This is a genomic window from Actinomadura sp. NPDC000600 (genome assembly GCF_040492135.1).
Taxonomy (GTDB): domain Bacteria; phylum Actinomycetota; class Actinomycetes; order Streptosporangiales; family Streptosporangiaceae; genus Spirillospora.
Genome location: NZ_JBEUPD010000047.1, coordinates 1 through 21,766, shown reverse-complemented (window position 1 = coordinate 21,766; position 21,766 = coordinate 1). Strand labels below are relative to the sequence as shown.

At 71.8% G+C, this 21,766-nt stretch carries 25 protein-coding genes; 12 read left to right on the top strand and 13 right to left on the bottom strand.

Annotated features, from left to right (window positions below; all coding sequences use genetic code 11):
• Positions 1-123: 123 nt before the first annotated feature.
• The gene (locus ABWI07_RS39155) at positions 124-624 is read left to right on the top strand and encodes a DUF4190 domain-containing protein (RefSeq protein WP_149259027.1); all 501 of its coding nucleotides are present in this window, start codon (positions 124-126) and stop codon (positions 622-624) included.
• 100 nt (positions 625-724) lie between these two features.
• On the opposite strand, the gene ABWI07_RS39150 is transcribed toward ABWI07_RS39155, so the two are convergent.
• The 4 genes from ABWI07_RS39150 to ABWI07_RS39135 form a co-directional block, all read right to left on the bottom strand.
• Complete coding sequence (locus ABWI07_RS39150) at positions 725-2,722, bottom strand: cell division protein PerM (RefSeq protein WP_353821626.1); 1,998 nt, start codon at positions 2,720-2,722, stop codon at positions 725-727.
• Positions 2,723-2,898: 176 nt separating this feature from the next.
• Positions 2,899-3,786, bottom strand: coding sequence for a succinate--CoA ligase subunit alpha (gene sucD / locus ABWI07_RS39145; RefSeq protein WP_149259026.1), 888 nt, complete (start codon positions 3,784-3,786; stop codon positions 2,899-2,901).
• Between the two features lie 2 nt (positions 3,787-3,788).
• On the bottom strand, positions 3,789-4,991 hold the full coding sequence (sucC, locus tag ABWI07_RS39140) for an ADP-forming succinate--CoA ligase subunit beta (RefSeq protein WP_353821625.1): 1,203 nt from the start codon (positions 4,989-4,991) through the stop codon (positions 3,789-3,791).
• Positions 4,992-5,253: 262 nt separating this feature from the next.
• Entirely contained in the window at positions 5,254-5,538 is a 285-nt protein-coding gene (locus ABWI07_RS39135; RefSeq protein ID WP_353821624.1) for a hypothetical protein, read from the bottom strand.
• Position 5,539: 1 nt separating this feature from the next.
• Between ABWI07_RS39135 and ABWI07_RS39130 the strand changes: the two genes are divergently transcribed.
• The gene (locus ABWI07_RS39130) at positions 5,540-6,886 is read left to right on the top strand and encodes a glycoside hydrolase family 15 protein (RefSeq protein WP_353821623.1); all 1,347 of its coding nucleotides are present in this window, start codon (positions 5,540-5,542) and stop codon (positions 6,884-6,886) included.
• Positions 6,887-6,927: 41 nt separating this feature from the next.
• Here ABWI07_RS39130 and ABWI07_RS39125 read toward each other — a convergent pair whose 3' ends face one another.
• Positions 6,928-7,695, bottom strand: coding sequence for a sulfite exporter TauE/SafE family protein (locus ABWI07_RS39125; protein WP_149259024.1), 768 nt, complete (start codon positions 7,693-7,695; stop codon positions 6,928-6,930).
• Positions 7,696-7,757: 62 nt separating this feature from the next.
• Positions 7,758-8,303, bottom strand: coding sequence for a GNAT family N-acetyltransferase (locus tag ABWI07_RS39120; protein ID WP_149259023.1), 546 nt, complete (start codon positions 8,301-8,303; stop codon positions 7,758-7,760).
• Positions 8,304-8,354: 51 nt separating this feature from the next.
• On the opposite strand from ABWI07_RS39120, the gene ABWI07_RS39115 reads away from it, so the two are divergent.
• Genes ABWI07_RS39115 through ABWI07_RS39105 form a run of 3 tightly spaced genes read left to right on the top strand, consistent with a single transcriptional unit; the run spans position 8,355 to position 10,002 of the window.
• Positions 8,355-8,975, top strand: coding sequence for a TetR/AcrR family transcriptional regulator (locus tag ABWI07_RS39115; RefSeq protein ID WP_353821622.1), 621 nt, complete (start codon positions 8,355-8,357; stop codon positions 8,973-8,975).
• A gap of 7 nt (positions 8,976-8,982) precedes the next feature.
• Complete coding sequence (locus tag ABWI07_RS39110) at positions 8,983-9,465, top strand: hypothetical protein (protein WP_353821621.1); 483 nt, start codon at positions 8,983-8,985, stop codon at positions 9,463-9,465.
• Between the two features lie 42 nt (positions 9,466-9,507).
• Positions 9,508-10,002, top strand: coding sequence for a MaoC family dehydratase (locus ABWI07_RS39105; protein WP_353821620.1), 495 nt, complete (start codon positions 9,508-9,510; stop codon positions 10,000-10,002).
• On the opposite strand, the gene ABWI07_RS39100 is transcribed toward ABWI07_RS39105, so the two are convergent.
• Entirely contained in the window at positions 10,003-11,214 is a 1,212-nt protein-coding gene (locus ABWI07_RS39100) for an MFS transporter (RefSeq protein ID WP_353821619.1), read from the bottom strand. It abuts the gene before it with no gap.
• 55 nt (positions 11,215-11,269) lie between these two features.
• On the opposite strand from ABWI07_RS39100, the gene ABWI07_RS39095 reads away from it, so the two are divergent.
• A complete protein-coding gene (locus tag ABWI07_RS39095; protein WP_353821618.1) occupies positions 11,270-12,028 on the top strand; it encodes an AraC family transcriptional regulator in 759 nt (252 codons plus the stop codon).
• 54 nt (positions 12,029-12,082) lie between these two features.
• Here ABWI07_RS39095 and ABWI07_RS39090 read toward each other — a convergent pair whose 3' ends face one another.
• On the bottom strand, positions 12,083-12,913 hold the full coding sequence (locus ABWI07_RS39090) for an alpha/beta fold hydrolase (protein WP_353821617.1): 831 nt from the start codon (positions 12,911-12,913) through the stop codon (positions 12,083-12,085).
• 273 nt (positions 12,914-13,186) lie between these two features.
• Here ABWI07_RS39090 and ABWI07_RS39085 point away from each other — a divergent pair, with 273 nt between their 5' ends.
• Complete coding sequence (locus tag ABWI07_RS39085; protein WP_200841836.1) at positions 13,187-13,756, top strand: DUF6817 domain-containing protein; 570 nt, start codon at positions 13,187-13,189, stop codon at positions 13,754-13,756.
• A 155-nt stretch (positions 13,757-13,911) separates the two neighbouring features.
• Here ABWI07_RS39085 and ABWI07_RS39080 read toward each other — a convergent pair whose 3' ends face one another.
• Positions 13,912-14,169: a hypothetical protein gene (locus ABWI07_RS39080; RefSeq protein ID WP_149259017.1), complete on the bottom strand. Its 258-nt coding sequence runs from the start codon at positions 14,167-14,169 to the stop codon at positions 13,912-13,914.
• Between the two features lie 154 nt (positions 14,170-14,323).
• Between ABWI07_RS39080 and ABWI07_RS39075 the strand changes: the two genes are divergently transcribed.
• Entirely contained in the window at positions 14,324-14,578 is a 255-nt protein-coding gene (locus ABWI07_RS39075) for a hypothetical protein (RefSeq protein WP_149259016.1), read from the top strand.
• A 74-nt stretch (positions 14,579-14,652) separates the two neighbouring features.
• Here ABWI07_RS39075 and ABWI07_RS39070 read toward each other — a convergent pair whose 3' ends face one another.
• A complete protein-coding gene (locus ABWI07_RS39070; protein ID WP_353821616.1) occupies positions 14,653-15,282 on the bottom strand; it encodes a TetR/AcrR family transcriptional regulator in 630 nt (209 codons plus the stop codon).
• 101 nt (positions 15,283-15,383) lie between these two features.
• Between ABWI07_RS39070 and ABWI07_RS39065 the strand changes: the two genes are divergently transcribed.
• The gene (locus ABWI07_RS39065; protein WP_353821615.1) at positions 15,384-17,030 is read left to right on the top strand and encodes a methyltransferase domain-containing protein; all 1,647 of its coding nucleotides are present in this window, start codon (positions 15,384-15,386) and stop codon (positions 17,028-17,030) included.
• 14 nt (positions 17,031-17,044) lie between these two features.
• Here ABWI07_RS39065 and ABWI07_RS39060 read toward each other — a convergent pair whose 3' ends face one another.
• Positions 17,045-17,431: a cupin domain-containing protein gene (locus ABWI07_RS39060; protein ID WP_353821614.1), complete on the bottom strand. Its 387-nt coding sequence runs from the start codon at positions 17,429-17,431 to the stop codon at positions 17,045-17,047.
• Between the two features lie 89 nt (positions 17,432-17,520).
• Between ABWI07_RS39060 and ABWI07_RS39055 the strand changes: the two genes are divergently transcribed.
• Positions 17,521-18,492: a GlxA family transcriptional regulator gene (locus ABWI07_RS39055; protein WP_353821613.1), complete on the top strand. Its 972-nt coding sequence runs from the start codon at positions 17,521-17,523 to the stop codon at positions 18,490-18,492.
• 15 nt (positions 18,493-18,507) lie between these two features.
• Here ABWI07_RS39055 and ABWI07_RS39050 read toward each other — a convergent pair whose 3' ends face one another.
• The gene (locus ABWI07_RS39050; RefSeq protein WP_353821612.1) at positions 18,508-18,993 is read right to left on the bottom strand and encodes a MarR family winged helix-turn-helix transcriptional regulator; all 486 of its coding nucleotides are present in this window, start codon (positions 18,991-18,993) and stop codon (positions 18,508-18,510) included.
• 123 nt (positions 18,994-19,116) lie between these two features.
• Here ABWI07_RS39050 and ABWI07_RS39045 point away from each other — a divergent pair, with 123 nt between their 5' ends.
• Both ABWI07_RS39045 and ABWI07_RS39040 read left to right on the top strand, forming a co-directional pair.
• Positions 19,117-19,566, top strand: coding sequence for a DUF6069 family protein (locus tag ABWI07_RS39045; RefSeq protein ID WP_353821611.1), 450 nt, complete (start codon positions 19,117-19,119; stop codon positions 19,564-19,566).
• Positions 19,563-20,024 carry a nitroreductase family deazaflavin-dependent oxidoreductase gene (locus ABWI07_RS39040; protein WP_353821610.1) on the top strand — a complete coding sequence of 154 codons (462 nt, stop codon included), beginning with the start codon at positions 19,563-19,565 and terminating at the stop codon, positions 20,022-20,024. Before ABWI07_RS39045 ends, ABWI07_RS39040 begins: the two co-directional genes overlap by 4 nt.
• Positions 20,025-20,148: 124 nt before the next feature.
• On the opposite strand, the gene ABWI07_RS39035 is transcribed toward ABWI07_RS39040, so the two are convergent.
• Positions 20,149-20,448, bottom strand: coding sequence for a hypothetical protein (locus tag ABWI07_RS39035; RefSeq protein ID WP_353821609.1), 300 nt, complete (start codon positions 20,446-20,448; stop codon positions 20,149-20,151).
• Between the last annotated feature and the right edge of the window lie 1,318 nt (positions 20,449-21,766).

The window sequence follows — 21,766 nt, the reverse complement described above, 5'->3', positions numbered from 1 at the left end:
ACAAGACGACACGAACCCGGACCATACGAACCGGGACCGCACGAACCCGGACCGCACGAACCGGGACCGCACGAACCCAGACCGTACGGACCCGGACCGCACGGCAGACCGCAGGGAATCGACATGCGCACGGGCCAGGAGGAGAAGAACGTGAGCGAGCAGCCGGACCGTCCGGCCCAGCCCGAAGACCGCCCGGAGGCGCGACCCGGGGGGCAGCCGCCCGCGGGACCGCGGGAGGGCGGGCGGGGCACCGGCTGGCGGGCCCTGTGGCTCGGCGGCGTCGCCCTGCTGACCGCGTTCTTCTTCTACCCGCTCGGCCTGGTGCTCGGCGTCGCCGCACTCGTCGTCGGCATCAAGGCCCGCCGGAACGCGCGCCGCACGCAGTCCCCCGCCCCCGGCGCCGTCCCCGGCATCGTGCTCGGGTCGCTCGGGCTGGCGTTCTCGCTGCTGTCGGTCTCCCTCACGGCGTTCCTGTGGACGGAGCTGAGCGGCTACCAGAGCTGCGTCAGCGCGTCCAACACCACCACCGACAAGCAGGCGTGCCGCGAGAAGTACTACCCCAGGATCGAGGAGAAGCTCGACCTGCCCGCCGGCAGCATGGACAAGTACGGCGACCTCCTCTGACCCGGCCTCGCTGACCCGGCCTCGCTGACCCCGCCCCGCTTGCCCAGCCCCCGCTGACCCGGCCCCTCGGAATCGCCCGCTCTGAGGATCCAGAGTCGGGTCAGCCGTCCTGGTCGGTCTCGTCGCGCAGGACGTAGATGGCGCCGCCCCGGTTCTCGGTGCGGCCGGAGTCCTCGCGGGGCGGCGGGACTGGGCGCCGCCTCTCCGCGGGCTCCGGCTCCTCGTGTCCGCCGAGGCCGTCCCGCGCGTCGGGCTCGTCGGGCTCGTCCGCCAGATGCCCCTCGACGACGACCGTGCCGTCGCCCGGCGGCGGGGGGACGTCCTCGATGAGGTCGGGCAGGGGCTCGGGCCGGCGGCGGGAGCGCCGGGGCGCGAGGACGGGCTCGGCCTCCTCGAACTCCAGCGGGTCCGGTGCGTGCGGCGCCCTCGGCCCCGGCCTGGGCGGACTCTCCGCGTGCAGGTCGTAGTCCCCGGGGACGGGCGCGGACAGCGGAACGACCGGCTCCGGCACCCCCCGCGCCTGCTTCTTGGGCTTGGCAGGCTTCTTCTGCTTGGCCGGCTTCTTCGGCGCGCCCGTCCCGGAAGCCGGCATCGCCGCGGAGGCCTTCTTGGACGCCCGCCTCCCAGGCCCTGGCTCAGCCCCTGCCGCCTCAGCCCCCGCCTTCCCTGTTCTCGCCTTCCCTGTTCTCGCCTTCCCTGTTCTCGCCTTCCGGGACTTCGTTTTCTTGGACGGGGCGCGCGCCGGGCGCCGCAGCACCATCCAGTTCGCCACCCACGCGGCGATCGCGGCCGAGATCCCCACCTCGAGGGCGGCCATCAGCCCGACCTGCCAGGCGGACGGGCCCACGGTCGCCATCCGCCCGCCGCCCAGCGGACCTCCCGCCAGCGCGCTCAGCAGCGCCGCGACGGCCCCGGTCAGGGCGCCGGACACGAACCCCCACAGCGGCGCGCCCTCCGACACCGGGCTCGGCAGCGACCGGATCGTCAGGACGCCGCCCACCGCGCCCGCGACGAACGGCGCCGCCAGCGCGAGCAGCGAGATCGCGGGCGCCGGGCCCGGCTGGGGCAGGGCCGCGAGCGGCGGGAACGCGGGCACGGCGTCCAGGAACACCCCGGTCGGGGAGACGCTCGTCCCGGCGCCGACGGAGAACCCGGGCCCGACCGCGTACGCCATGCCCCAGATCGCCGCGTTCGGCAGGAAGGCGAGCTCGATCAGCAGCAGCAGGACGCCGCCGACGACACCGGGGGCGAGCATGTCGTAGAGGTCGTCGGCGTCCGACATGTGCGTGGCGAGGGACCCGGCCACGAGCAGCGCGCCCGACGCGAGCAGCACGCTCAGCGACCCCGCCACGCCGATCACCAGGGACCGCGGCCGGTCGGGCAGCAGCCGCAGCAGCGCACCCAGCCCGGAGCGGACCCGCCGCCCCTGGGCCTCCGCCGCCACGACCGCCCGCGCCGCCCCGAGCCCGCCCGCGGTGACGGCGACGAGGAAGCATCCGACGAGCGCCTGCCACGCCGACGGCCTGACCTCCTTGGTCGACGCCGCGAGCGCGAGCAGCCCGGCCAGCGCCGCGTACGGCGCGGCCAGCGCGACCGCCACCTGCACGACCGCGATCCGCTGCCGGTGCGGCAGCCCGGTCACCCGGATCATCCAGCCGCCGCCCCGGTACAGCAGCACCCCGGGCAGGACGAGCACGCCGAGCGGAAGGAGCCCGAACCGTCCCTGCCCGTACGAGAAGCCCGCGTGGTGCGAGACCAGCCAGAAGTTCACGGCCGTCCGGAACACCCCGGCCATGCCGTGGCCGAGCGCGGTCTTCGGCGCGGCGATCCAGCCGATCAGCGTGATCGTCATGAGCACGGCGAGCCCGATGCCGATGCACCACAGCGCCGCCACGAGGCCCGTCACGTACAGCGGCCTGGCGGGGGCGGCGGCCGCGGACCGGCCGCGTCCGGAGTCCGCGCGCGGCGGCCCGGCGGCCCGCCCCGCTCCGCTCTCCGGCGCGGCCTTCGAGGGCGCCGCCTTGGAAGGCACCGCCTTCGGAGACGCGGCCTTCGACGGCTCCCGCTTCGCACGCTGCCCGGGGGTCTTGTCGCTCACCGGTCCATGCTGGCACCGCCCCCGTCCCCGCAAGGGCCGCCCGCCCGGCGTGTCGCCTTTGTCATCACGCCCCGTCCCAACGCGCCTCCGCGCGCCGGGACGCGAAAGACGCCCGGGCCGCGGGGCGGCTCGGGCGTCTTTCGGATGGTCCGGCGTTCTCAGCCTGGTCCCGGGGGTCAGAGCTTCTGCATGATCTCCCGCATGAGGACGGCGGTCTCGCTCGGGGTCTTGCCGACCCGGACGCCGACCTTCTCCAGGGCCTCCTTCTTCGCCTGCGCGGTGCCGGCGGAGCCGGACACGATGGCGCCGGCGTGGCCCATGGTCTTGCCCTCGGGGGCGGTGAACCCGGCGACGTAGCCGACGACCGGCTTGGTCACGTGCTGCTCGATGTAGGCGGCGGCGCGCTCCTCGGCGTCGCCCCCGATCTCACCGATCATCACGATGGCGTCGGTCTCCGGGTCGTCCTGGAAGGCCTGGAGCGCGTCGATGTGGGTGGTCCCGATGACGGGGTCGCCGCCGATGCCGACGCAGGTGGAGAAGCCGATGTCGCGCAGCTCGTACATCATCTGGTAGGTCAGCGTGCCCGACTTGGACACGAGGCCGATGCGGCCGGGCGTGGTGATGTCGGCCGGGATGATGCCGGCGTTCGACTTGCCGGGGGACGCGATGCCGGGGCAGTTCGGCCCGATGATGCGGGTCTTGTTTCCCTTAGACTCGGCGTAAGCCCAGAAGTAGGCGGTGTCGTGCACCGGGATGCCCTCGGTGATGACGACGCAGAGCGGGATCTCGGCGTCGATCGCCTCGACCACGGCGTCCTTGGTGAACTTCGGCGGGACGAAGACGACGGAGACGTCCGCGCCAGTCTCCTGCATGGCCTCCTTGACGGTGCCGAACACCGGGAGGGTCGTGCCGTCGAAGTCGACCGTCTGGCCGGCCTTGCGGGCGTTCACGCCGCCGACGACCTGGGCGCCGGACGCGAGCATGCGGCGGCCGTGCTTGGTGCCCTCGGAGCCCGTGATGCCCTGGACGATGATCTTGCTGTTCTCGGTGAGCCAGATGGCCATTGTCATGCACCTGCCGCTGCGAGTTCGGCGGCGCGCTTGGCCGCGTCGTCCATGGTGTCGACCTGCTGGACGCCGGGCAGCGCCGCGTCGGTGAGGATCTTGCGCCCGAGTTCGGCGTTGTTGCCGTCCAGCCGGACGACGAGGGGGCGGTCGACGGCCTCGCCGCGGTCGGCCAGGAGCTTGTAGGCCGAGACGATGCCGTTGGCGACGGCGTCGCAGGCGGTGATGCCGCCGAAGACGTTGACGAAGACGGACTTGACGTCGGCGTCGGACAGGACGATCTCCAGCCCGTTCGCCATCACCTCGGCGGACGCGCCGCCGCCGATGTCGAGGAAGTTCGCGGGCTTCTGGCCCCCGCCCACCTCCCCTGCCCCCTTCATCCCCTCACCGGCGTAGGCGACCACGTCGAGGGTGGACATGACCAGGCCGGCGCCGTTGCCGATGATGCCGACGCTGCCGTCCAGCTTGACGTAGTTGAGGTCCTTGGCCTTGGCCGCCGCCTCCAGGGGGTCGGCCGCGGCCTTGTCCTCGAGCTTCTCGTGGTCGTCCTGGCGGAACGAGGCGTTGTCGTCCAGGGAGACCTTGCCGTCGAGGGCCTTCACCTGGCCGTCGGCGGTGAGGATCATCGGGTTCACCTCGACGAGGGAGGCGTCCTCGTCGGTGAACACGGCCCACAGCCGCTCGATCAGCTCGGCGGCGCCGTCGAGGGCCTCCTGCGGGAGGCGGCCCTGCTCCGCGATCTCGCGGGCCTTGGCGCGGTCGATGCCCTCCAGCGGGGAGACCGGCACCATCGCCAGCCGGTCGTGCGGCACCTCCTCGATCTCCACGCCGCCCTCGACGGAGCAGATGGAGAGGAAGGTCCGGTTGGCGCGGTCGAGCAGGAACGAGAAGTAGTACTCCTGCGCGATCGCGCTGCCCTCCTCGACCAGGACCTTGTGGACCGTGTGGCCCTTGATGTCCATGCCGAGGATCTGGGTGGCGAGCTGCTCGGCCTCGTCGGCGGAGTCGGCCAGCTTCACGCCGCCGGCCTTGCCGCGGCCCCCGGTCTTCACCTGGGCCTTGACGACGACCTTCGAGCTCCCCGCGGCGAACAGCTCCGCCGCGATGGCCCGGGCTTCCTGGGGAGTATGGGCGACCTTGCCGGTGGGCACCGGTACCCCGTACTCGGCGAAGAGTTCCTTCGCCTGATGTTCGAACAGGTCCACGAGGCGTCCTTTTACGGATCGACAGCCGAATGTGCGACCACACGAGTGGGGGTTACACGGGTGTCCGTGCGGCCGGCACTCTGCGGTCCGCTCCGTCGATGCAGCCTAGTCAACCCGTCTTCATGGTGACGCCGCCGGGTCACATAAGTCACCGAGACTTCCCCTTGGCGTGACGGCTCACCGGGCGGGAGGTGTGCTCATCCTCAAGGCAGGGCACGAGTGGCCCGTGAGGAGGATGAACCGATTGACGTAGTTTGATGTACTAATTCGGCGAGACGGCCAGGCGGACAGGGGGCGAACGCATGGCAATGGCGGAGGAACGGGACACGTCCATCGCGGCACCGGTCCCCATCACGTCCGCCATGTCCGCACCGCCGTCGGCGCAGCCATCCGCATCGCCATCTGCGTCGTCATCCGCATCGCCGACCGTGCCTCCGCCCGCGGGCGGGCCCACCGCTTCGCGCAGGCGGATCGTGCCGCGCGGACGAATCTCGAAGCGCGGCGGCTCGGGGGTCCGCAAGGTTCGGCGCACCGCGGGCCTGCTCATCGTGGCGGCCCTCGTGGCGACCGGCGGGGCCACCGTCCCCGAGCCGCCCGACCCCGGCTGGGCGAGCCCCGGGCTCGTCGGCGGCGGCGGATGGCCGTTCGCGGGCGTCCCGCTGTCCCCCGACCAGGCCGAGGGGGCCTCCTACCTGCCGGGCAGCTCGGTGGTCAGGCTCGCGGACGGCCGGATCCGGCTCGTCCCGTCCGGCGGCGAGGCGCCGATCACCGTGGACGCCTCCGACCCGCGGGTGGCCCGAGCGGTCCGGTCCGACAGCGCCTGGCTGGCGCAGGGCACCGTCCCGGAAGGCGGCCAGGGGGGCGCCTACCGCGACATGGCGACGCGCGCCCTGCTCGACCTCCGGCTCCTCACCCGCTCGAACGGGGCATCCCTGGCGTCCTGGTACTCGAAGTGGCGGTACTGCTGGCCCCGCGACTCCGCGTTCGCCGTCGCCGCGTTCGCCGCGACCGGGCATCCGTCCGAGGCGCGCCGCATCCTGCGCTTCCTCGCCCGCGCGCAGCACGACGACGGGATGTGGGCCGCGCGGTACAACCCCGACGGCACGGCCGTCGCGGACGGGCGGGCCCCGCAACTCGACTCGCTCGGCTGGGTGCTGTGGTCGACGTGGTTCTACCGCGTCCAGGCCGCCGACCAGGACGAGCTGCCCGTGCTGTGGCCGATGGTGCGGCGCGCCGCCGACCACCTGGCGCGCTCCCTGGACGCCGAGGGCCTCCCGCCCGCCTCGTCCGACTACTGGGAGCGCGGCCACCGGCACGAGCAGGACCCGCGCCGCCCGACGCTCGGCGTGGTCGGCCCGGTGCTGGCCGGGCTGCGCGCGGCGACCGACCTCGCACAGATGCGCGGCGACGGCGAGAGGGCGGCGCAGTGGCGGCACGCCGCGCAGCGGGTATCGGACGCGGTGGCCCGGCAGTTCGCCCCCTACGGCTACCCGCGCTCACCCGTCCCCGGCGGGCTGATGGACACCTCGGTGACGTTCATCGCGCCGCCGTTCGCGCCGGCCGACGCGGGCGTGACCGCCGCGGTCGCGGACGCCGCGCGCAAGCAGGCGCTGCCGAACGGGGGCGTCCTGCCGGGCGAGCGGTGGTCCGGCGACCCCGCCGTCGCCTGGACGCCTGAGACCGCGCTGTTCGGGCTGAGCGCGGCCGCGTCGGGCCGGACGGGCGAGGCCCACGACCGGCTCGGCTGGCTCTCCGCGCACCGCACGTCCATGGGCGTCCTGCCGGAGAAGGTCGGTGCGACCGGCAAGCCCGCGGGCCCGGCACCCCTGGGCTGGACGGCGTCGCTCGTCCTGCTGAGCCTCTCCGCGCTGGAGCGCCCGCTCCCGACCCCGTAGCAGGGCCTCCCTACCAGCGGGGACTCCTAGCCGAACTGCTCCTAGCCGAACTGCTCGTAGCCGAGCTTCAGCACGAGCGCGGTGACGACACAGAGCAGGACGGCCCGGACGAAACCGGCGCCGCGGCTGATCGCCATGTGCGCGCCGAGCTGCGCGCCGACGATGTTGCAGGCCGCCATGCCGAGCCCGACGGCCCACAGGACGTGCCCCTGCACCGCGAACACGGCGAGCGCGCCCAGGTTGGTGCCCGCGTTGATGATCTTCGAGGTGGCGGAGGCGTCGACGAAGTCCATGCCGAGCAGCGCGGTGAAGGCGATCACCAGGAACGTCCCCGTGCCCGGCCCGAGGAGCCCGTCGTAGAAGGCGATCGCGACGCCCGGGACGAGGACGGCGGCGGCGACCCGGCGGCGGGTCCGCAGCGCCGGCCGCGGGACCCGGCCGAGGTCCGGCCTGAACACCACGATCGCGGCCACCGCCAGCAGGACGACCATGATGAGGGGTTTCAGCACGTCCGAGGAGATCGCCGCCGCGCAGAGGGCCCCGCCGGCGGCGCAGGCCACCGCGAGCAGGCCCGCCGGGACGGCGACCCGGAGATCGGGCTTGGCCTTGCGCGCGTAGGCGACGGCCGCCGAGGTGGTGCCCGCGATCGACCCCAGCTTGTTGGTGGCGAGCGCGGCCGCGACCGGCTGCCCCGGGTTCAGCAGCAGCAGCGCGGGCAGCTGGATCAGCCCTCCCCCGCCGACCACGGCGTCGACCCAGCCCGCGGCGACGGCGGCGGCCAGCAGCAAGAGGACCTGCTCTGCATGCACGGACACTCCCGGGGGTAAGGAGTAAAAATAAGATCATCCATTACCCTACCGGGACCGGTGGATCAGGGGGCCGTCCACTTGTCGGCGAGGACCGCCCACACCTGGACGTCCCGCCGCTCGCCGTCCAGCACGAAGGCCTGCCGCAGGACGCCCTCGCAGGTCATCCCGAGCCGCTCGGCCACGGCCGCGCTGGCGGCGTTGCGCGGGTCGCACAGCCACTCCACCCGGTGCATCCCCCGCACACCGACCGCCCAGTCGATCATGACGCGGACGGCCTCGGTGATCAGCCCGCGCCCCCGCGCCTCGACCGCGAGCCACACGCCCACCTCGCAGACGCCCTGCGCGGCGTCGAACGTCCGGAAGACCGTGCCGCCCTGGAGGACGCCGTCCACCCAGATGCCGTACATGCGGCCCTGGTCCCTGGCCTGCCTCTCGGCGTAGGCCTGGAGGAACGCGCGGGCCGACTTCTCGTCCACCACGGTCCGGGCCCACGGGATGTACTGCTCGATGTCCTTGCGGACCCGGTCCGCGTGCTCGGCGAACTCGGCCGCCTGCCATGGCTCGAACGGGCGCAGTTCCGCGCCCTCGGCGAGCGTGCGAGCGAACATGGAGCCTCCCGGGGGGGTACGTACCGAACGTTTGTTATGTACTCTACGGGAATGCCCGCCCGAGGTGATCACGACGCCCGGCGCCGGGACGTGTCCGAGGCCGTCTGGCGCGTCCTCGCCGCCCGCGGCTTCACCGGCCTGACCCTGCGCGCCGTCGCGGCGGAGATGGACGCGTCCACCGGCCTGCTCACGCACTACTTCCCGAACAAGAGGGCCCTGGTCGCCTACGCCCTGGACCTCGCCGAGGAGCGCACCGCGAACCGGCCGCTCCGCCAGGCACCGCCCGGCCTGGCGTCCCTGCGTGCCGCGCTCCTGGACGTCCTGCCGCTGACTCCCGCCGCGTCGGCCATGAACCGCGTCTGGGTCGGCTCATGGGACGTGGCGCTAGCCGACCCGGAGCTGGGCGAGCGCCAGCGGCGCCGCTACGACGACTGGCGGGCCCGGCTCCGCCCGCACGTCGCCACCGCCGTCGAACGCGGCGAGCTGCCCGCCGCGACCGACGTGGACGACACCGTCGCGTCCGCCGCCGCCTTCGCGCACGGCATCGTCGTCCACGCACTGTTCGCCCCCGACGCGTACCCGCCCGGCCGCCAGACCGCGCTCCTGGACGCCTTCCTGGCCTCCCTGGCGACGGGATCCCGCTTCCCCGCGGCGCCCGGGGAGAACGAATAATGCCCCGATGAGCAAGCCGCGCACGCTGCGCTGCCCCCGACACCTCGCCATGATCCTCGCCGGCGGCGCCATCGCCGCCCTGTTCGGCGTCGTGGCGGTCCAGAAGGCCCGCGACGGCGCGGGCATCCCGACGCTCGCCGCCGGGATCGCGTGCTTCGCGCTCGCACTCGGTGCCGTCGCCATGCTGCGGACACGCATGATCCTGGACGCGGAGGGCCTCACCCTCGTCGCGGGCCACGGCCGCCGCCGGTTCGCCTGGACGGAGATCATCGAGATCTCCGCGGACGCCCACCACGGTTTCTGGCTGCTCCAGGTGCGGTCCGAGGAGCGCGAGCGCCAGGCCGCCTTCTTCCCCGTCAGCCTCGCGTCGATGCCCGTGGACCAGGGCACCCGCCTCAGGGAACCGTCCGGCGACACCCCCTACGGCCTCTACAGGCTGCACGCCGAGCTCTGGGAGGAATGGCGACGGCACGTTCCGCCCCCGCGCTGAGCCGCCTAGATGGGCCGGACGCCGCTGGGCGATCCTGGTCGTATGACGATCAGCACGCGCGCCCTCGGTGACGACTTCACCGCCCCCATCGACGACCGCTACTTCGAGGACTACACCGCCGGCACCACCTACGAGTACGGGCACGTCACCCCGGACGAGGCGGAGATCATCGAGTTCGCCCGCCGATTCGACCCGCAGCCCATCCACGTGGACCCGGACTTCGCCGCGTCCGGCCCGTTCAAGGGCATCATCGCCAGCGGCTGGCACACCGGCTCGATCATGATGCGGCTGTTCGCCGACCACTTCCTGTCCCGGGTCGCGAGCCTCGCCTCCCCGGGCGTGGACGAGCTGCGCTGGCCCGCTCCCGTCCGTCCCGGCGACACCCTCCGCCTGCGCGTCGCCGTCCTGGAGACCCGCCCGTCCCGCTCCAAGCCGGACCGGGGCATCGTGCTCACCCGCGCCGAACTCCTCAACCAGGACGACCAGCTCGTCCTGCACACCCTCCCGGCGAACCTCCTCCGCCGCCGACCGACCTGATCACCGCGCACCCTCCACCCACCGTTGCTCGTCGGCGGGCACCGGCTTGTCGGCGGGCACCGGCTCGGTGGCCGGCGCCGGGACGGCGGGCTCGGGCAGCGTGCGGAACAGCAGCCAGGCCAGCGCGGGCAGCGCGATCAGCGGGGTGAGCGCCACGCGCAGCGAGGAGGCGTCGGCGACGGCGCCGAGGACGGGGCTCGCGAGGCCGCCGACGCTGACCGTCAGACCGAGGGTGACACCGGCGGCGGTGCCGACGCGCGTGGGCAGGTAGTCCTGGCCCAGCGTGACCTGCAGCGAGAACGGGATGTAAAGGCCAGCGGAGGTCAGCGCCACGAAGAGGTAGAGCGCCGGGCCGGGCACGAACACGACGCCCGCGACGGCGGCGGCGGTCAGCAGGTACGACCTGCGCACGACGGTGACCCGGTCCCAGCGGGCGGCCAGGGAACCGCCGAGCACGGTGCCCACCGCGCCCCCCAGGTACAGGACGAACAGCGCCGCGGTCCCCGCCGCCACGCCTCCTCCCGTGCGCTCCCGCGCGTAGAACGAGATGAAGGTGCTCAGCCCGACGAACACGACCGACCGGCAGATCACGGCCAGCGACAGCCTGATGAAGGACCGCCGGTCGTCGACTCCGGCGTTCGTGGCCGCGCGCCCGCCGGAGGCCGTCCCCTCAAGGGTGCGCAGGACGGGCAGGCACAGGACGCTGCCCGCGAGCGCGGGCACCACCAGGAACGGCGTGCACCGCAGGCCGCCGGTCGCGACGACCGCCGCGACCAGGAGGGGCGCGAGCGCGAAGCCCAGGTTGCCGCCGACGGAGAACCAGCTCATCGCGGTATGGCTGCCTCTGCTGGCCTTCCGCGCGACCCGTGCCGACTCGGGATGGTAGGCGGCGACCCCGATCCCGGAGACCGCCACGAAGGCCAGGGTGAGCGCGTAGTCGCCGCTGAGACCGCTCAGGGCGATCCCCACTCCCCCGAGAAGCGTGCTCAGCGGCAGCAGCCAGGGCATCGCCCACCTGTCCGTGAGCGCGCCGAACAGCGGCTGCGCCACCGAGGACAGCAGCGACGCGGCGAGGACGATGCCGGAGGCAGCGGCGTAGGTGTAGGCGCGCTCGGCGACGAAGAACGGGACGAGCGCCGTCACCGAACCTTGGTAGACGTCCACGCAGGCGTGCCCGGCGGACAGCAGGAAGACCGACCTTCTCGTTGACACGTCCCTCATGCTCACGCGCGGGGACCATGTCGGGCTTCCGATAATCTGCCAACCAATGCAGGAAACCCGCCATCAACAAACCCGCCATCAACCGGTCGCACCGACCCGGGCGCGCTCGCTGGCGCCGGGCGCCGCCATCGACGCCCACCGCCACGACGACCACCAGATCGCGTACGCCGGACGCGGCGTGGTGGCCGTCACCACCAGCGCGGGGTCATGGGTGGCGCCCGCCGACCGCGCCATCTGGATCCCGGCCGGGGCCGTCCACTCCCACCAGGCCCACGGCGAGCTCGAACTGCACCTGGTCGGCCTCCCCGCCGCCGACAACCCGCTCGGGCTGGACGAGCCGGCGGTGCTCGGCGTCAGCCCGCTGCTGCGGGAGCTGATCCTCGCCTACACCCGCGACCCGGACGACGACACCCCCGCCCGCGCCCGGCTGCGGGACGTACTGCTGGACCAGCTGCGGGTCTCGTCCCAGCAGCCGCTGCACCTTCCCGCCCCGACCGTCCCGCACCTCAAGGCGCTGTGCGCGATCCTGCACGCCGATCCCGCCGACAACCGCACGCTCGCCGAGCTGGGCCGGGAGGTCGGCGCGAGCGAGCGGACCCTGTCCCGGCTCTTCAGGGCCGACCTCGGGATGACGTTCCCGCAGTGGCGCACCCAGCTGCGCCTGTACCACGCGCTGGTGCTTCTGGCCGAGGACACGCCGGTGACCACCGTGGCCCACCGGTGCGGCTGGTCGTCCGCCAGCAGCTTCATCGACGTCTTCCGCCGGGCCTTCGGCCACACCCCGGGCACCCACCACCCCGCGTGAGCGGGCGCCCCGGCAGGCTCAGCCGTTCAGGAAGGCTCAGCCGTTCAGGAAGGCTCAGCCGCCGTTCAGGAAGTCGAGCAGGTCGGCGTTGAACCTCTCCTTGTCGCCCGGCACCATCGCGATGCCGTGCGAGGACCCTTCGTACACCTTCAGGACGGCGTCCGGAACGATCTCGGCCGCCTTGCGGGCGGTGGCATTGATCGGGACGATCTGGTCGTCGTCGCCGTGCACGATCAGGGTGGGCACGTCGAACTTGCGCAGATCCTCGTGGAAGTCGGTGAAGCCGAAGGCGTCCACGCACTTCACGCCGGCCTGGAGGCTCTCGTGCATGCCCATGAACCAGAACGCGTCACGGTTGCCCTGGGTGACCTTGTTGCCCGGACGGTTCGCGGAGAAGAACCCCTCCGAGGCGTCCTTCCAGAACTGCGAGCGCTCGTGCATGAGGCCGTTCTTGATGTCCTCCAGCGCCTGCTGGGGCACGCCATCCGGATTGTCCTCGGTCTGGAGCATGGACGGCGTGATCGCCGACAGCAGGACGACCTTGCGGACCCGCCCGGTGCCGTGGCGTCCGATGTAGCGGGCCAGCTCGCCGCCGCCCATCGAGTGCGCGACCAGCGTGGCGTCCCGCAGGTCGAGTTCGTTGACCAGGTCGTTGAGGTCGTCGGCGAAGGTGTCGAAGTCGTAGCCGTCGAACGGCTGGCTGGAGCGTCCGTGCCCCCGGCGGTCGTGGGCGATGCCGCGGTAGCCGTTGTCGGCCACCAGCTTCATCTGGTCCTCCCACGCGTCGGCGTTGAGCGGCCAGCCGTGGATGAAGACGACGGGAGGCCCGCTGCCCCAGTCCTTGTAGAAGATCTCGTTGCCGTCGCGAGTGGTGACGAACCCCATGCTGGAACCCCCGTAGCGCTCGTGTGGGAACGATGGACCGGATGAATCGCCGCAATCTGCGGCAATGCGCCCATTCGACATCAGGCGCTCCAATACCCCAACTAACGCCCAGAACGACCAATGGCCGGTCGAGGTGTCTTTACGGGGTCTTTCTCCCGCTCCACCTCCGCGACTCCAAGCTCAGCCTTGGGTGAGGCGAACCAGAATCACCGATTGACGAGCGTCGTCTTCGGCTCGCAGCCTGTCGGGAGGACCTCCGGCGAAGGAGCGGGCGTGACGACGGAGCAGAACGACCGCGTGGCCAGCGAGGCCGAGGCCGCCGAACTGCTGCGCACCAAACGCGCCGACCTGATCCAGCATCCCGGCGGCACTCTCTTGGAGCACCTCCACCGAGTGCACGCTCTCCTCGGCGCCTGGGGTGCGCGACGCACACTTCGTCTTGCGGGCCTGTGCCACGCCTTCTACGGAACCGACGGCTTCCCCGTAGCACTCGGCTCCGTTGACCGGCGCGAGGATTTGAGCGCCATCGTCGGGACGGAGGCCGAGTCCCTCGTCTACCTGTACGCCAGTTGCGACCGGGCCCGAACGTATCCATCCCTGCACCGCCCCGACGGCGCCTTCGCCGACCGCTTCACCGGCTTTTCGCTGCGACCCTCGGCAGGTCGGCGCCGGGACTTCGCCGAACTCACCGTCGCCAACGAACTGGACGTCATGCGCACGGCCTCCCTGGACAGAGCCCAGGTCACAGATCTTCTGGACCTGTTCGCCACCTGGCGGTCCCTGCTGAGCGCCCCTGCCCTCCACGCCATCGAAGACGCCCGGCGAAGCACGCACCCCGTGTGACGCGGACCGCGAGCCAGCCCGACATTCACCGCCCAGGGGTCGGCGGTGGGGATGCAGTTGACGACCGTCTCGCCGCGCGTGAAGGCGTGGGCCTCCCGCAGAAGCACCTCGGCGGTCGCGGTGTCCGCGGCAGCCAGAAGCGCGAGGCGGCCGCGTTAGTCATCGATGTAGACGCAACCCCGGCGGTCGCGGCAGTCGGAAACGACCAGCCGCAGGCTCGCCGGCAGGCGGACGCGGTCGGGGCGGTGCCCGCCGCCGCGCAGGACTTCGTCCAGCCGGTCCATCCACTCGAGGCCGTCGGACCACCCCTCGCGGAGCCCGCCGCCCGCGATGAGGGCGGAGCGTTCGACACGGCCCATCATGCGCATCTGCGGATGCAGCGTGAAGCAGGCCAGCCGGTAGCGGCGTGTCACGGCCGGATGCGCGGTCGCGGATGCGCGGTCGCGGAAGACAGGCCCGGCCGCCCGCCGGCATGCGCCGGCACCGGCAGCCGCCGGGATCGATCGACAGCAGGTGGCGACTGGGCCCTGCCCCACTGGGGGCGGAGATCGACGAGGTGATCTGGAGGTGCCGGCCTCGCTCCGGCAGCCGCGCATGATGTCGGCGATCCTGCGCTGCGACGACGCCGCGTCGGACGGTTCCGGGCAGTGTCGGGCGGTTCCGGGTTCGGCTCCTCCACCGCCTGCCGAGGCGGTCGGCCTCGATGAAGGTCGCCGCCAAAGCACGCTCGGCGCCGGAAGGTCGTCCGGCGGCAAGCAGGAGCGGGTGCGCGGCCTGATCCGTAAGTCGTCCACGATCCGCGAGTCGTCCACGCCGGCATGATCATCACGCGCTCCGCGGGCACCCCGGTATTCGCTCAGCCGGATTCAGCCGCGCTCAACTGCGCTCAACCGCACTCAGCCGCATAGCTGAGCGGCCAAGGTGGTGCGGGCCCACTCCTCCCAGGCGTCCGGCGTCCAGCCGCGGTCCTGAACGAAAAGCAGGTACAGCTGCGGGCTGAGCAGGCCGAACAGCAGGTCGGCCGCCATATCGGCGGAGACGCCGGGGCGGGCGTCGGGCTTGGCGACCAGTGCTTCGGCGGCGGCGCGGTGCACGGTGTAGCGCGGGTCGGGGTCGTCGGGCCATTGCGCGGCGATCTGCGGATCGGCGGCGCCGGCAGCCGCGATCATCGGCAGGATCGGGGCGACCCGGCCGAGGATCTCGCCGGTGCCGTGCACGTGCGTCCGAAGTTGGCTGGCCGCGGTGGGCTCGGCGCAGGCGGCGCGGAACCACTCCCGCTCCATGGTGGCGACCGGCTCGGCGTCCCCGGCAATGGACGTGTCCACGACGTCCTTGAACAGCGCGCGCTTGTTGCCGAAGACGAAGTACACCGTCTGGACGGCCACCCCCGCCCGGTCGGCGACCTCCTGCAGGCTCGTCGCCCCGTAGCCCTGCGCGACGAACAGCTCCCGCGCCGCCTCGATGACCTTCCCCCGGGTGCGCCGCGAACGCTCGGCCCGCTTGTCCGGCCGCTTGACGGTCTCCATGGCCGGAGTATATCTCTAGAGTTCATCACTAGAGTTCAGCTCTAAGAACTTGGAAGGAGACCACGGATGACTCGGAGGCCCGTGGATGACTCGGAGGCCCCGTGAATGACGCGGGAGAGGCCGTGGATGACGTGGGAGACGCCGTGGATGACCTGGGAGACGCCGTGGATGACTTGGGAGAGGCCGTGGAACAGCCGGACATCGCGCAGAGAGCGGACGCACACGGGATCGGCGCGGAACGTGAGCAAGAGGAGTCCGTCCGAAGGGAACTGGAGGCCTACTACCGCACCGGCAGACCGCCTTGGGACAGCGGTGTGACCCCGCCAGAGCTCGTCGCGCTGGTGGAGGGAGACGACGCGCTGCCGCCCGGCCGCGTCCTGGAACTCGGCTGCGGCACCGGGACCAACGCCGTCTATCTGGCCCGGCACGGCTGGGACGTCGCCGCCGTCGACCTGATCGGCCGGGCGATCGACCAGGCCCGGGCCAAGGCCGCCGCGGCAGGGACGGCGGTCCGACTGCTGCACGGAGACGCCACCAGGCTCGAAGAACTGGACGTGCCCGGCCCCTACGACCTGTTCTTCGACCTGAGCTGCTACTGCGGGATCCCACCGCACCGCCGCGACGCCTACGCCATCGGCCTCACCGGCCGCGCCGCCCCCGGCGCGCTGCTGCTGATGTTCGGCTACGGCCCCGAGGCGTTCGACGACCCGATCTCCGGCGTCACCGCCGACGAGTTGCGGGCCCGGTTCCCCGGCTGGGAACTGGTGGACGTCACACCCGGCACGAACCCGGTGCCCACCTTCTGGTTCACGCTGCGCCACACCGACGCGCCCACATCAGCCGCCCACGCCCACGCCCGCGACCACAACCACGACCACGACCACGACCACGACCACGACCTCAGCGAAGGAGATGGGATGCACTCGGTCATCAACGTCCAGCAGTCCGAAGCGTGGAACGGGTGGGAGGGGACGGCCTGGGCCGACAACGCCCCGCGCTACGACGCGATGATGGGCGGCTTCAACCAGCCGCTCCTGGATCTCGCCGCGATCGGCGAGGAGGAGACCGTCCTGGACATTGGATGCGGCACCGGCCAACTCACCCTGCTGGCCGCACGCGAGGCGGGACGGGCGGTCGGCGTCGACATCTCCGAACCGATGCTGGCCCGCGCCCGCGCCGACGCCGCCGAGCACGGCATCGTCAACGCGCGGTTCGATCAGGCCGACGCGGAGGCCCATCTCTTCGAGGAAGGCGGCTTCGACGTCGTCGTCAGCCGCGGCGGCGTCATGTTCTTCTCCGACCCCGCCGCGGCGTTCGCCAACATCGCCCGCGCGCTGCGGCCCGGCGGCCGAATGGCGTTCATCGTTCCGCAGGCCGGTGGCCCGGACAGCGAGTACGCCCAGGCCACCGCCGCGCTTGCGCCGCTGATGCGCCGCCCCTCACCCGCGGCCCAGGGCATGGGCTCGCTGTCCGACCCAGCCCGGATCCGCGAAGTACTGCACCAAGCAGGCCTGACGGACGTGAACGTGCGTCCCGTCCAGGCGCCGATGGACTACGGCCGTGACACCGGCGACGCCGCGGACTTCATCCTCAGCCAGGGCCCGGTCCGCTACAACCTCCAAGACGTGGACCAGACCGTCATCACCCGCGTCCGACAGGAACTCCAAGCAGCACTCGCGGCCTACGAGACGCCGGACGGCGTCCACATCCGCGGTTCCGTGTGGCTGGTGCGCGCCATCCGCCCCTGACCTCGGCCGGGCTTTCAGCCTTCCGGATAGAAGAGGAACAGGGTGCAGCCGGTCGACGTCTGCGGGACGTGGGAAGAGCCCGCCGGGGCATGGATGAACGAGCCGGCCGGGTAGTCCCGGTCGCCGTCGTTGAAGGTTCCGGAGACCACGAAGACCTCCTCAGGACCTGGATCATGGACGTCGACCCCTTCCCAGCACGTGTTCGGGTCCATCTGCAGGACGAAGGCCTTCGCGCCGTTGTCCCCCTTCCACAGCGGCCGCAGCCGGATGCCCGGGAAGAGCTCACGGACTGGGGCGTCCTGAACGGTGGACCACACATAGCCGGACGCACCGTCCTCCGCAGTCACAAGGCTTTCCGCGCTCACGGGGCGTTCCGAAGTCACGGGGCGTTCGGCAGCCATAGGACGTTCCGTAGTCATGGGACAAGCCTGGCGATCGGCACCGCACCCGGCCGAGTGTCAGGAAAGACATGTTGCGGTACTTTCATGCCATGCATCGCGTGGCGGCGCTCGTACGTCCACCCCAATCGACTTTCGAACTCGGCTGCGCGGCGCAGATGTTCGGCATCGAGCGGGCCGGGCTTCCAGTCCGGTACGCCTTCGGCGTGTGCACGGAGCACCCCGGCCCCGTAGCCACGCTGGCCGGGTACGACATGATCGTGACCGACGGGCTGGACGCGCTCGACGCGGCCGACACCGTGATCGTCCCGGGTTGGCTGCCCGCCGACAGACCGCCGTCCCCCGCGGTCGTCCAAGCCCTGCGCCGCGCCCATGCCCGCGGCACCCGAGTGGTCAGCATCTGCTCCGGCGCCTTCGCCTTGGCGCACGCGGGCCTCCTGGACGGACGGAAGGCGACCACCCACTGGGGCCTGGCGGACGAACTCGCCACAAGCTTCCCGCACGTCCAGGTCGACCCGGATGTCCTGTACGTGGACCACGGAGACGTCGCCACCAGCGCCGGAGCCGGAGCCGGCATAGACCTGTGCATGCACCTGATCCGCAGCGACCAGGGTGCCCGCTACGCCGCTCATGTCGCACGGACCATGGTCATGCCGCCCCACCGCGAGGGCGGCCAGCTGCAGTACTCGGCACCGCCGCGCCCCGCCCAGATCGACGGCACGCTGGCACCCCTGCTGGACTGGATCGCCGAGCGGCTCGGCGAACCGGTGACCATCGAGAGCATGGCCGCACACGCGGGCGTATCCACGCGCACCCTCGCCCGCCGGTTCGCCGAGCAACTCGGAACCAGCCCGGGGCAGTGGCTGCTCGCCCAGCGCATCGCCGCGGCACAAGACCTACTGGAGTCCTCCGACCTTCCCTTGGACGCCATCGCCAGGCGCACCGGACTCTCCTCGGCCACCAACCTCCGCAGACGCTTCCTCAACACCCTGGGCACGACACCGGGCGCCTACCGCCGCACCTTCCGCACCAGGCCGCAAGGGCACGTCCTGCCTTCGAGGTGACGAAGGCTCCGCGCCTCAGCCAGATCCGGCATCCACGCTCGCCGGAGGGCCGGTCAAGACGCGCGCCAGCAGGTCACGGAGGTGCTTCTGGTCGGGGCCGGGCATTTCAAAAAAGGTCGTGGCCAGCGCGTGGGCGCTGGAACGCAACTCCCGACGTTTGCGCTCACCTGCCTCGGTGAGCACCACGTGCTTGACGCGGCGGTCACCCGGCGCGGGCTGCCGCGTCACCAGGCCGCGGCCCTCCAGACCGTCGACGATGCCGGTGACGTTCGACGGCTCACATGACAGCCAGTCGGCGAGCTGACGCATCGGGGCGGGTCCGGACAGGTTGGTCAGGACGAGCGCCTGGGCCGGAGGAAGGCCGAGCTCCGCCGCGGCGGCGTTGAACTGGGCCCGCAACCGCCCGGTGACCTCGAAGACCAGGGCACTCAACTCCGCTACGACCGCATCCCCGTCGGAACCTGCGCCGGTCTCGGCGGCGGCGTCGGCATCGAGACTCATGCGGCCAGCATAGCCGTCACTTAAGTCGCTTAATTGTTTAGCTACTGAAGTAAGTGCTACGCTCCCCGCCTGCCCAAAGAACTTCAGAAACTTAACTATCAAGCAGCTGAAGGAGCCTTCGAGATGACGCAACTGAGCACGGGCGGCCGCGCCGACCTCGGAAGTCCGCGGCGTGCGCGGGCACTCGCAGTGGCGGGCGCGGTCGCGGCCGCACTGGCCATCTGGGCGATCGGGGAGCCGCTGCTGGGCCATGACCTGGTCGTCCAGCAGAAGGGCCAGGAGCCGCAGGACCTGGGAGCGGCCGCCATCGGCGTCTTCGCACTGGCCCCGTCGCTGCTCGGCTGGGCCGCGCTCGCCGCACTGGAGCGGGTAACGCCACTCACGGCCCGGATCTGGACCACCGCCGCCCTGATCGTGCTCGCGCTGTCGTTCCTGCCCATCATCGGCGTACAGGCCTCCGGGGGAAGCAAAGCGGTGCTGGCCCTCACCCACGTGGCCGTCGGGGCCATTCTCATCCCCGTCTTCTGGCGGACGGCCACCTCCCGCCGCGCCGGCACCGGGAGCGAGCGATGACCGCACCCGGCGAGGAGATCCACGACAGCCCGACCCCCTGGGTCGCCGACCACATCCGCGCCTACCTCGAAACCGACGGCGCCCAGGGCCACCTCTACCAGGGCTGGCCTACGCTGCTGCTCACCACGCGAGGCCGCCGGTCCGGCCGACTGCGCCGCACCGCACTGATCTACGGCCGAGACGCGGACCGCTACCTGGTGGTGGCCTCCAACGCGGGAGCCGTCCAGCCTCCCGCCTGGTACCTCAACCTCACCGCACACCCGCAGGTGGCCGTGCAACTCGGAGCCGACACCTTCACCGCCCAGGCCCGCACCGCCACCCCGCAGGAGAAACCACCGCTATGGGCCCGAATGGCCTCGATCTTCCCCCTGTACGACAACTACCAGACCACCTCCGACCGCGAAATCCCGGTAGTAATCCTGGCCCCTGTCACCCCTGACCCCACACCCCATCCGTGACGAGGTGCGGTTAGCGCCCCGGCGTCTCCATGAGGGATCGTGCAGACCCACCCCGGCCTGCACGAGGCGTCGTAGCGACGCACCCGCCGCTGGTTTCCCTGGCGCCGGGGCCTCTACGTTCTGATCAAGTCAGCTCGTCGTCCGGGAACAGGTACGCATCGTTTTCGGCGTAGTAGACGACGGCCTGGCAGGCCTCCTGCGGCGAGGGAGCGGCTCCGCCATTGTGGCTGCTCCAGGCTTCCAGGACGTCGCGGACCAGGACGCTTTCCAGCAGGTAGGCCCGCCCCTGTTGGTCGGGTCGGGTTGTGCCATCGGCATTGACGACGGCTACGGCGTCGCTGTGCGCGGACCAGGGTTCGCTGGCGTAGACGGTAAGGCTGTCATCTGCTGCAGTCAGCCGACTGATCAACTCCTGAAGCGTCATACACACTCCGCTCTCACTCACGCGCATGCCTGCTGATTCTCGCGGGGTGAAAATCCTGTGCTCCTACATGTGTCGTCGCGAGCCTGGCGGAAGGGGGCTGAGACGGTGGTCGGACGAGTCGAAGCAGAGCTCGGGTGCAGGTCTTGCCGCAACCTAGGTGCACTAGGCCATGGCCGACCGAATGGCGTCCCAGCACGGCGCCGCACAAGTGGATCGCACGGTTCCGCAAAGAACGCTGGAACGGGCTGATCGAGCTGCGCAGCGGGCCGCGCGCACGGCCATCACGGACCCGGCCAAGACCAAGGACAAGGCGCTATCCGCCCCGGCCGTCGGCAACGCCCCGGATCCGCCCACATCACCGCCGCGGCCGAGGCGCCGGCCCCCACCGTCCCGGGCGCCTACGCAGCCACGGTGTCCCGCCGCTGGCCGCCTAGCACTGATAGGGCAGCAGTCCCACGCGTCCCGAGTCAGTGAGCAACGCAAGAAGCATGGGGCGCCAGGCGACATGCCCTGACCACGAATGCGCCCAATCAGAAGACAGCGACCGCGCAGGGGTCGGCCGTACTCTGGCGCGCACCATAAAGGCCTCCGAGACGAGCAAGACGCAGGCCCTACCGCTTGGCGCAACCGGTGGTGGGCCGGAACACGGCCGCATCCACCACCTCTCGATCAGCGGCGCGGCGCCGCCCACACCACCCTGCGGACGCGTCGGTGCAGGTGGCACCGCCCGCTGAAACGACTCCCACAAACTCGTCTGCCCTGAGCGCTCCATCATCGTCACGACGAAGCACCCTCGAGCACACCAAACGAAACGACCATCAAGCGGCCCAGTGGATGGTCGTGGGTGGCTCGCTTGGTCGCGCCCCGGTGGTTCGCGCCCCGGTGGCGCGCGGCTCGACGGTCCGCGGCTCGACGGTCCGCGGGTCGACCGTCCGCGGCTCGACCGTCCGCGGGTCAGTGGCTCGCGGCGCGGTGGCTCGCGGCGCGGTGGCTCGCGGCGCGGTGGCTCGCGCCCCGGTGGCGCGCGGCTCGACGGTCCGCGGCTCGACGGTCCGCGGCTCGACGGTCCGGGGGTCGACCGTCCGCGGGTCGACCGTCCGCGGGTCAGTGGCTCGCGGCGCGGTGGCTCGCAGCTCGACCGTCCGCGGCTCAGCTACTCGCCGCTCGCTTGGTCGCGGCTCAGCCGTCCAAGGCTCAGCCGCCCATGGCTCAGCCGTCCATGACTCGACTTCCCATGGCTCGGCTGTTCGTGGCTGGGCTGTTCGTGGCTGGGCTGTTCGTGGCTGGGCTGTTCGTGGCTGGGCTGTTCGTGGCTGGG

Coding starts and splice junctions, on each gene's coding strand:
- ABWI07_RS39155 (WP_149259027.1), top strand. CDS start 124: ATGCGCACGGGCCAGGAGGAGAAGAACGTGAGCGAGCAGCCGGACCGT.
- sucD (WP_149259026.1), bottom strand. CDS start 3,786: ATGGCCATCTGGCTCACCGAGAACAGCAAGATCATCGTCCAGGGCATC.
- ABWI07_RS39135 (WP_353821624.1), bottom strand. CDS start 5,538: ATGAGCAGGCCCGCGGTGCGCCGAACCTTGCGGACCCCCGAGCCGCCG.
- ABWI07_RS39120 (WP_149259023.1), bottom strand. CDS start 8,303: ATGTTCGCTCGCACGCTCGCCGAGGGCGCGGAACTGCGCCCGTTCGAG.
- ABWI07_RS39115 (WP_353821622.1), top strand. CDS start 8,355: ATGCCCGCCCGAGGTGATCACGACGCCCGGCGCCGGGACGTGTCCGAG.
- ABWI07_RS39110 (WP_353821621.1), top strand. CDS start 8,983: ATGAGCAAGCCGCGCACGCTGCGCTGCCCCCGACACCTCGCCATGATC.
- ABWI07_RS39105 (WP_353821620.1), top strand. CDS start 9,508: ATGACGATCAGCACGCGCGCCCTCGGTGACGACTTCACCGCCCCCATC.
- ABWI07_RS39095 (WP_353821618.1), top strand. CDS start 11,270: ATGCAGGAAACCCGCCATCAACAAACCCGCCATCAACCGGTCGCACCG.
- ABWI07_RS39090 (WP_353821617.1), bottom strand. CDS start 12,913: ATGGGGTTCGTCACCACTCGCGACGGCAACGAGATCTTCTACAAGGAC.
- ABWI07_RS39070 (WP_353821616.1), bottom strand. CDS start 15,282: ATGGAGACCGTCAAGCGGCCGGACAAGCGGGCCGAGCGTTCGCGGCGC.
- ABWI07_RS39060 (WP_353821614.1), bottom strand. CDS start 17,431: ATGGCTGCCGAACGCCCCGTGACTTCGGAACGCCCCGTGAGCGCGGAA.
- ABWI07_RS39055 (WP_353821613.1), top strand. CDS start 17,521: ATGCATCGCGTGGCGGCGCTCGTACGTCCACCCCAATCGACTTTCGAA.
- ABWI07_RS39050 (WP_353821612.1), bottom strand. CDS start 18,993: ATGAGTCTCGATGCCGACGCCGCCGCCGAGACCGGCGCAGGTTCCGAC.
- ABWI07_RS39045 (WP_353821611.1), top strand. CDS start 19,117: ATGACGCAACTGAGCACGGGCGGCCGCGCCGACCTCGGAAGTCCGCGG.
- ABWI07_RS39040 (WP_353821610.1), top strand. CDS start 19,563: ATGACCGCACCCGGCGAGGAGATCCACGACAGCCCGACCCCCTGGGTC.
- ABWI07_RS39035 (WP_353821609.1), bottom strand. CDS start 20,448: ATGACGCTTCAGGAGTTGATCAGTCGGCTGACTGCAGCAGATGACAGC.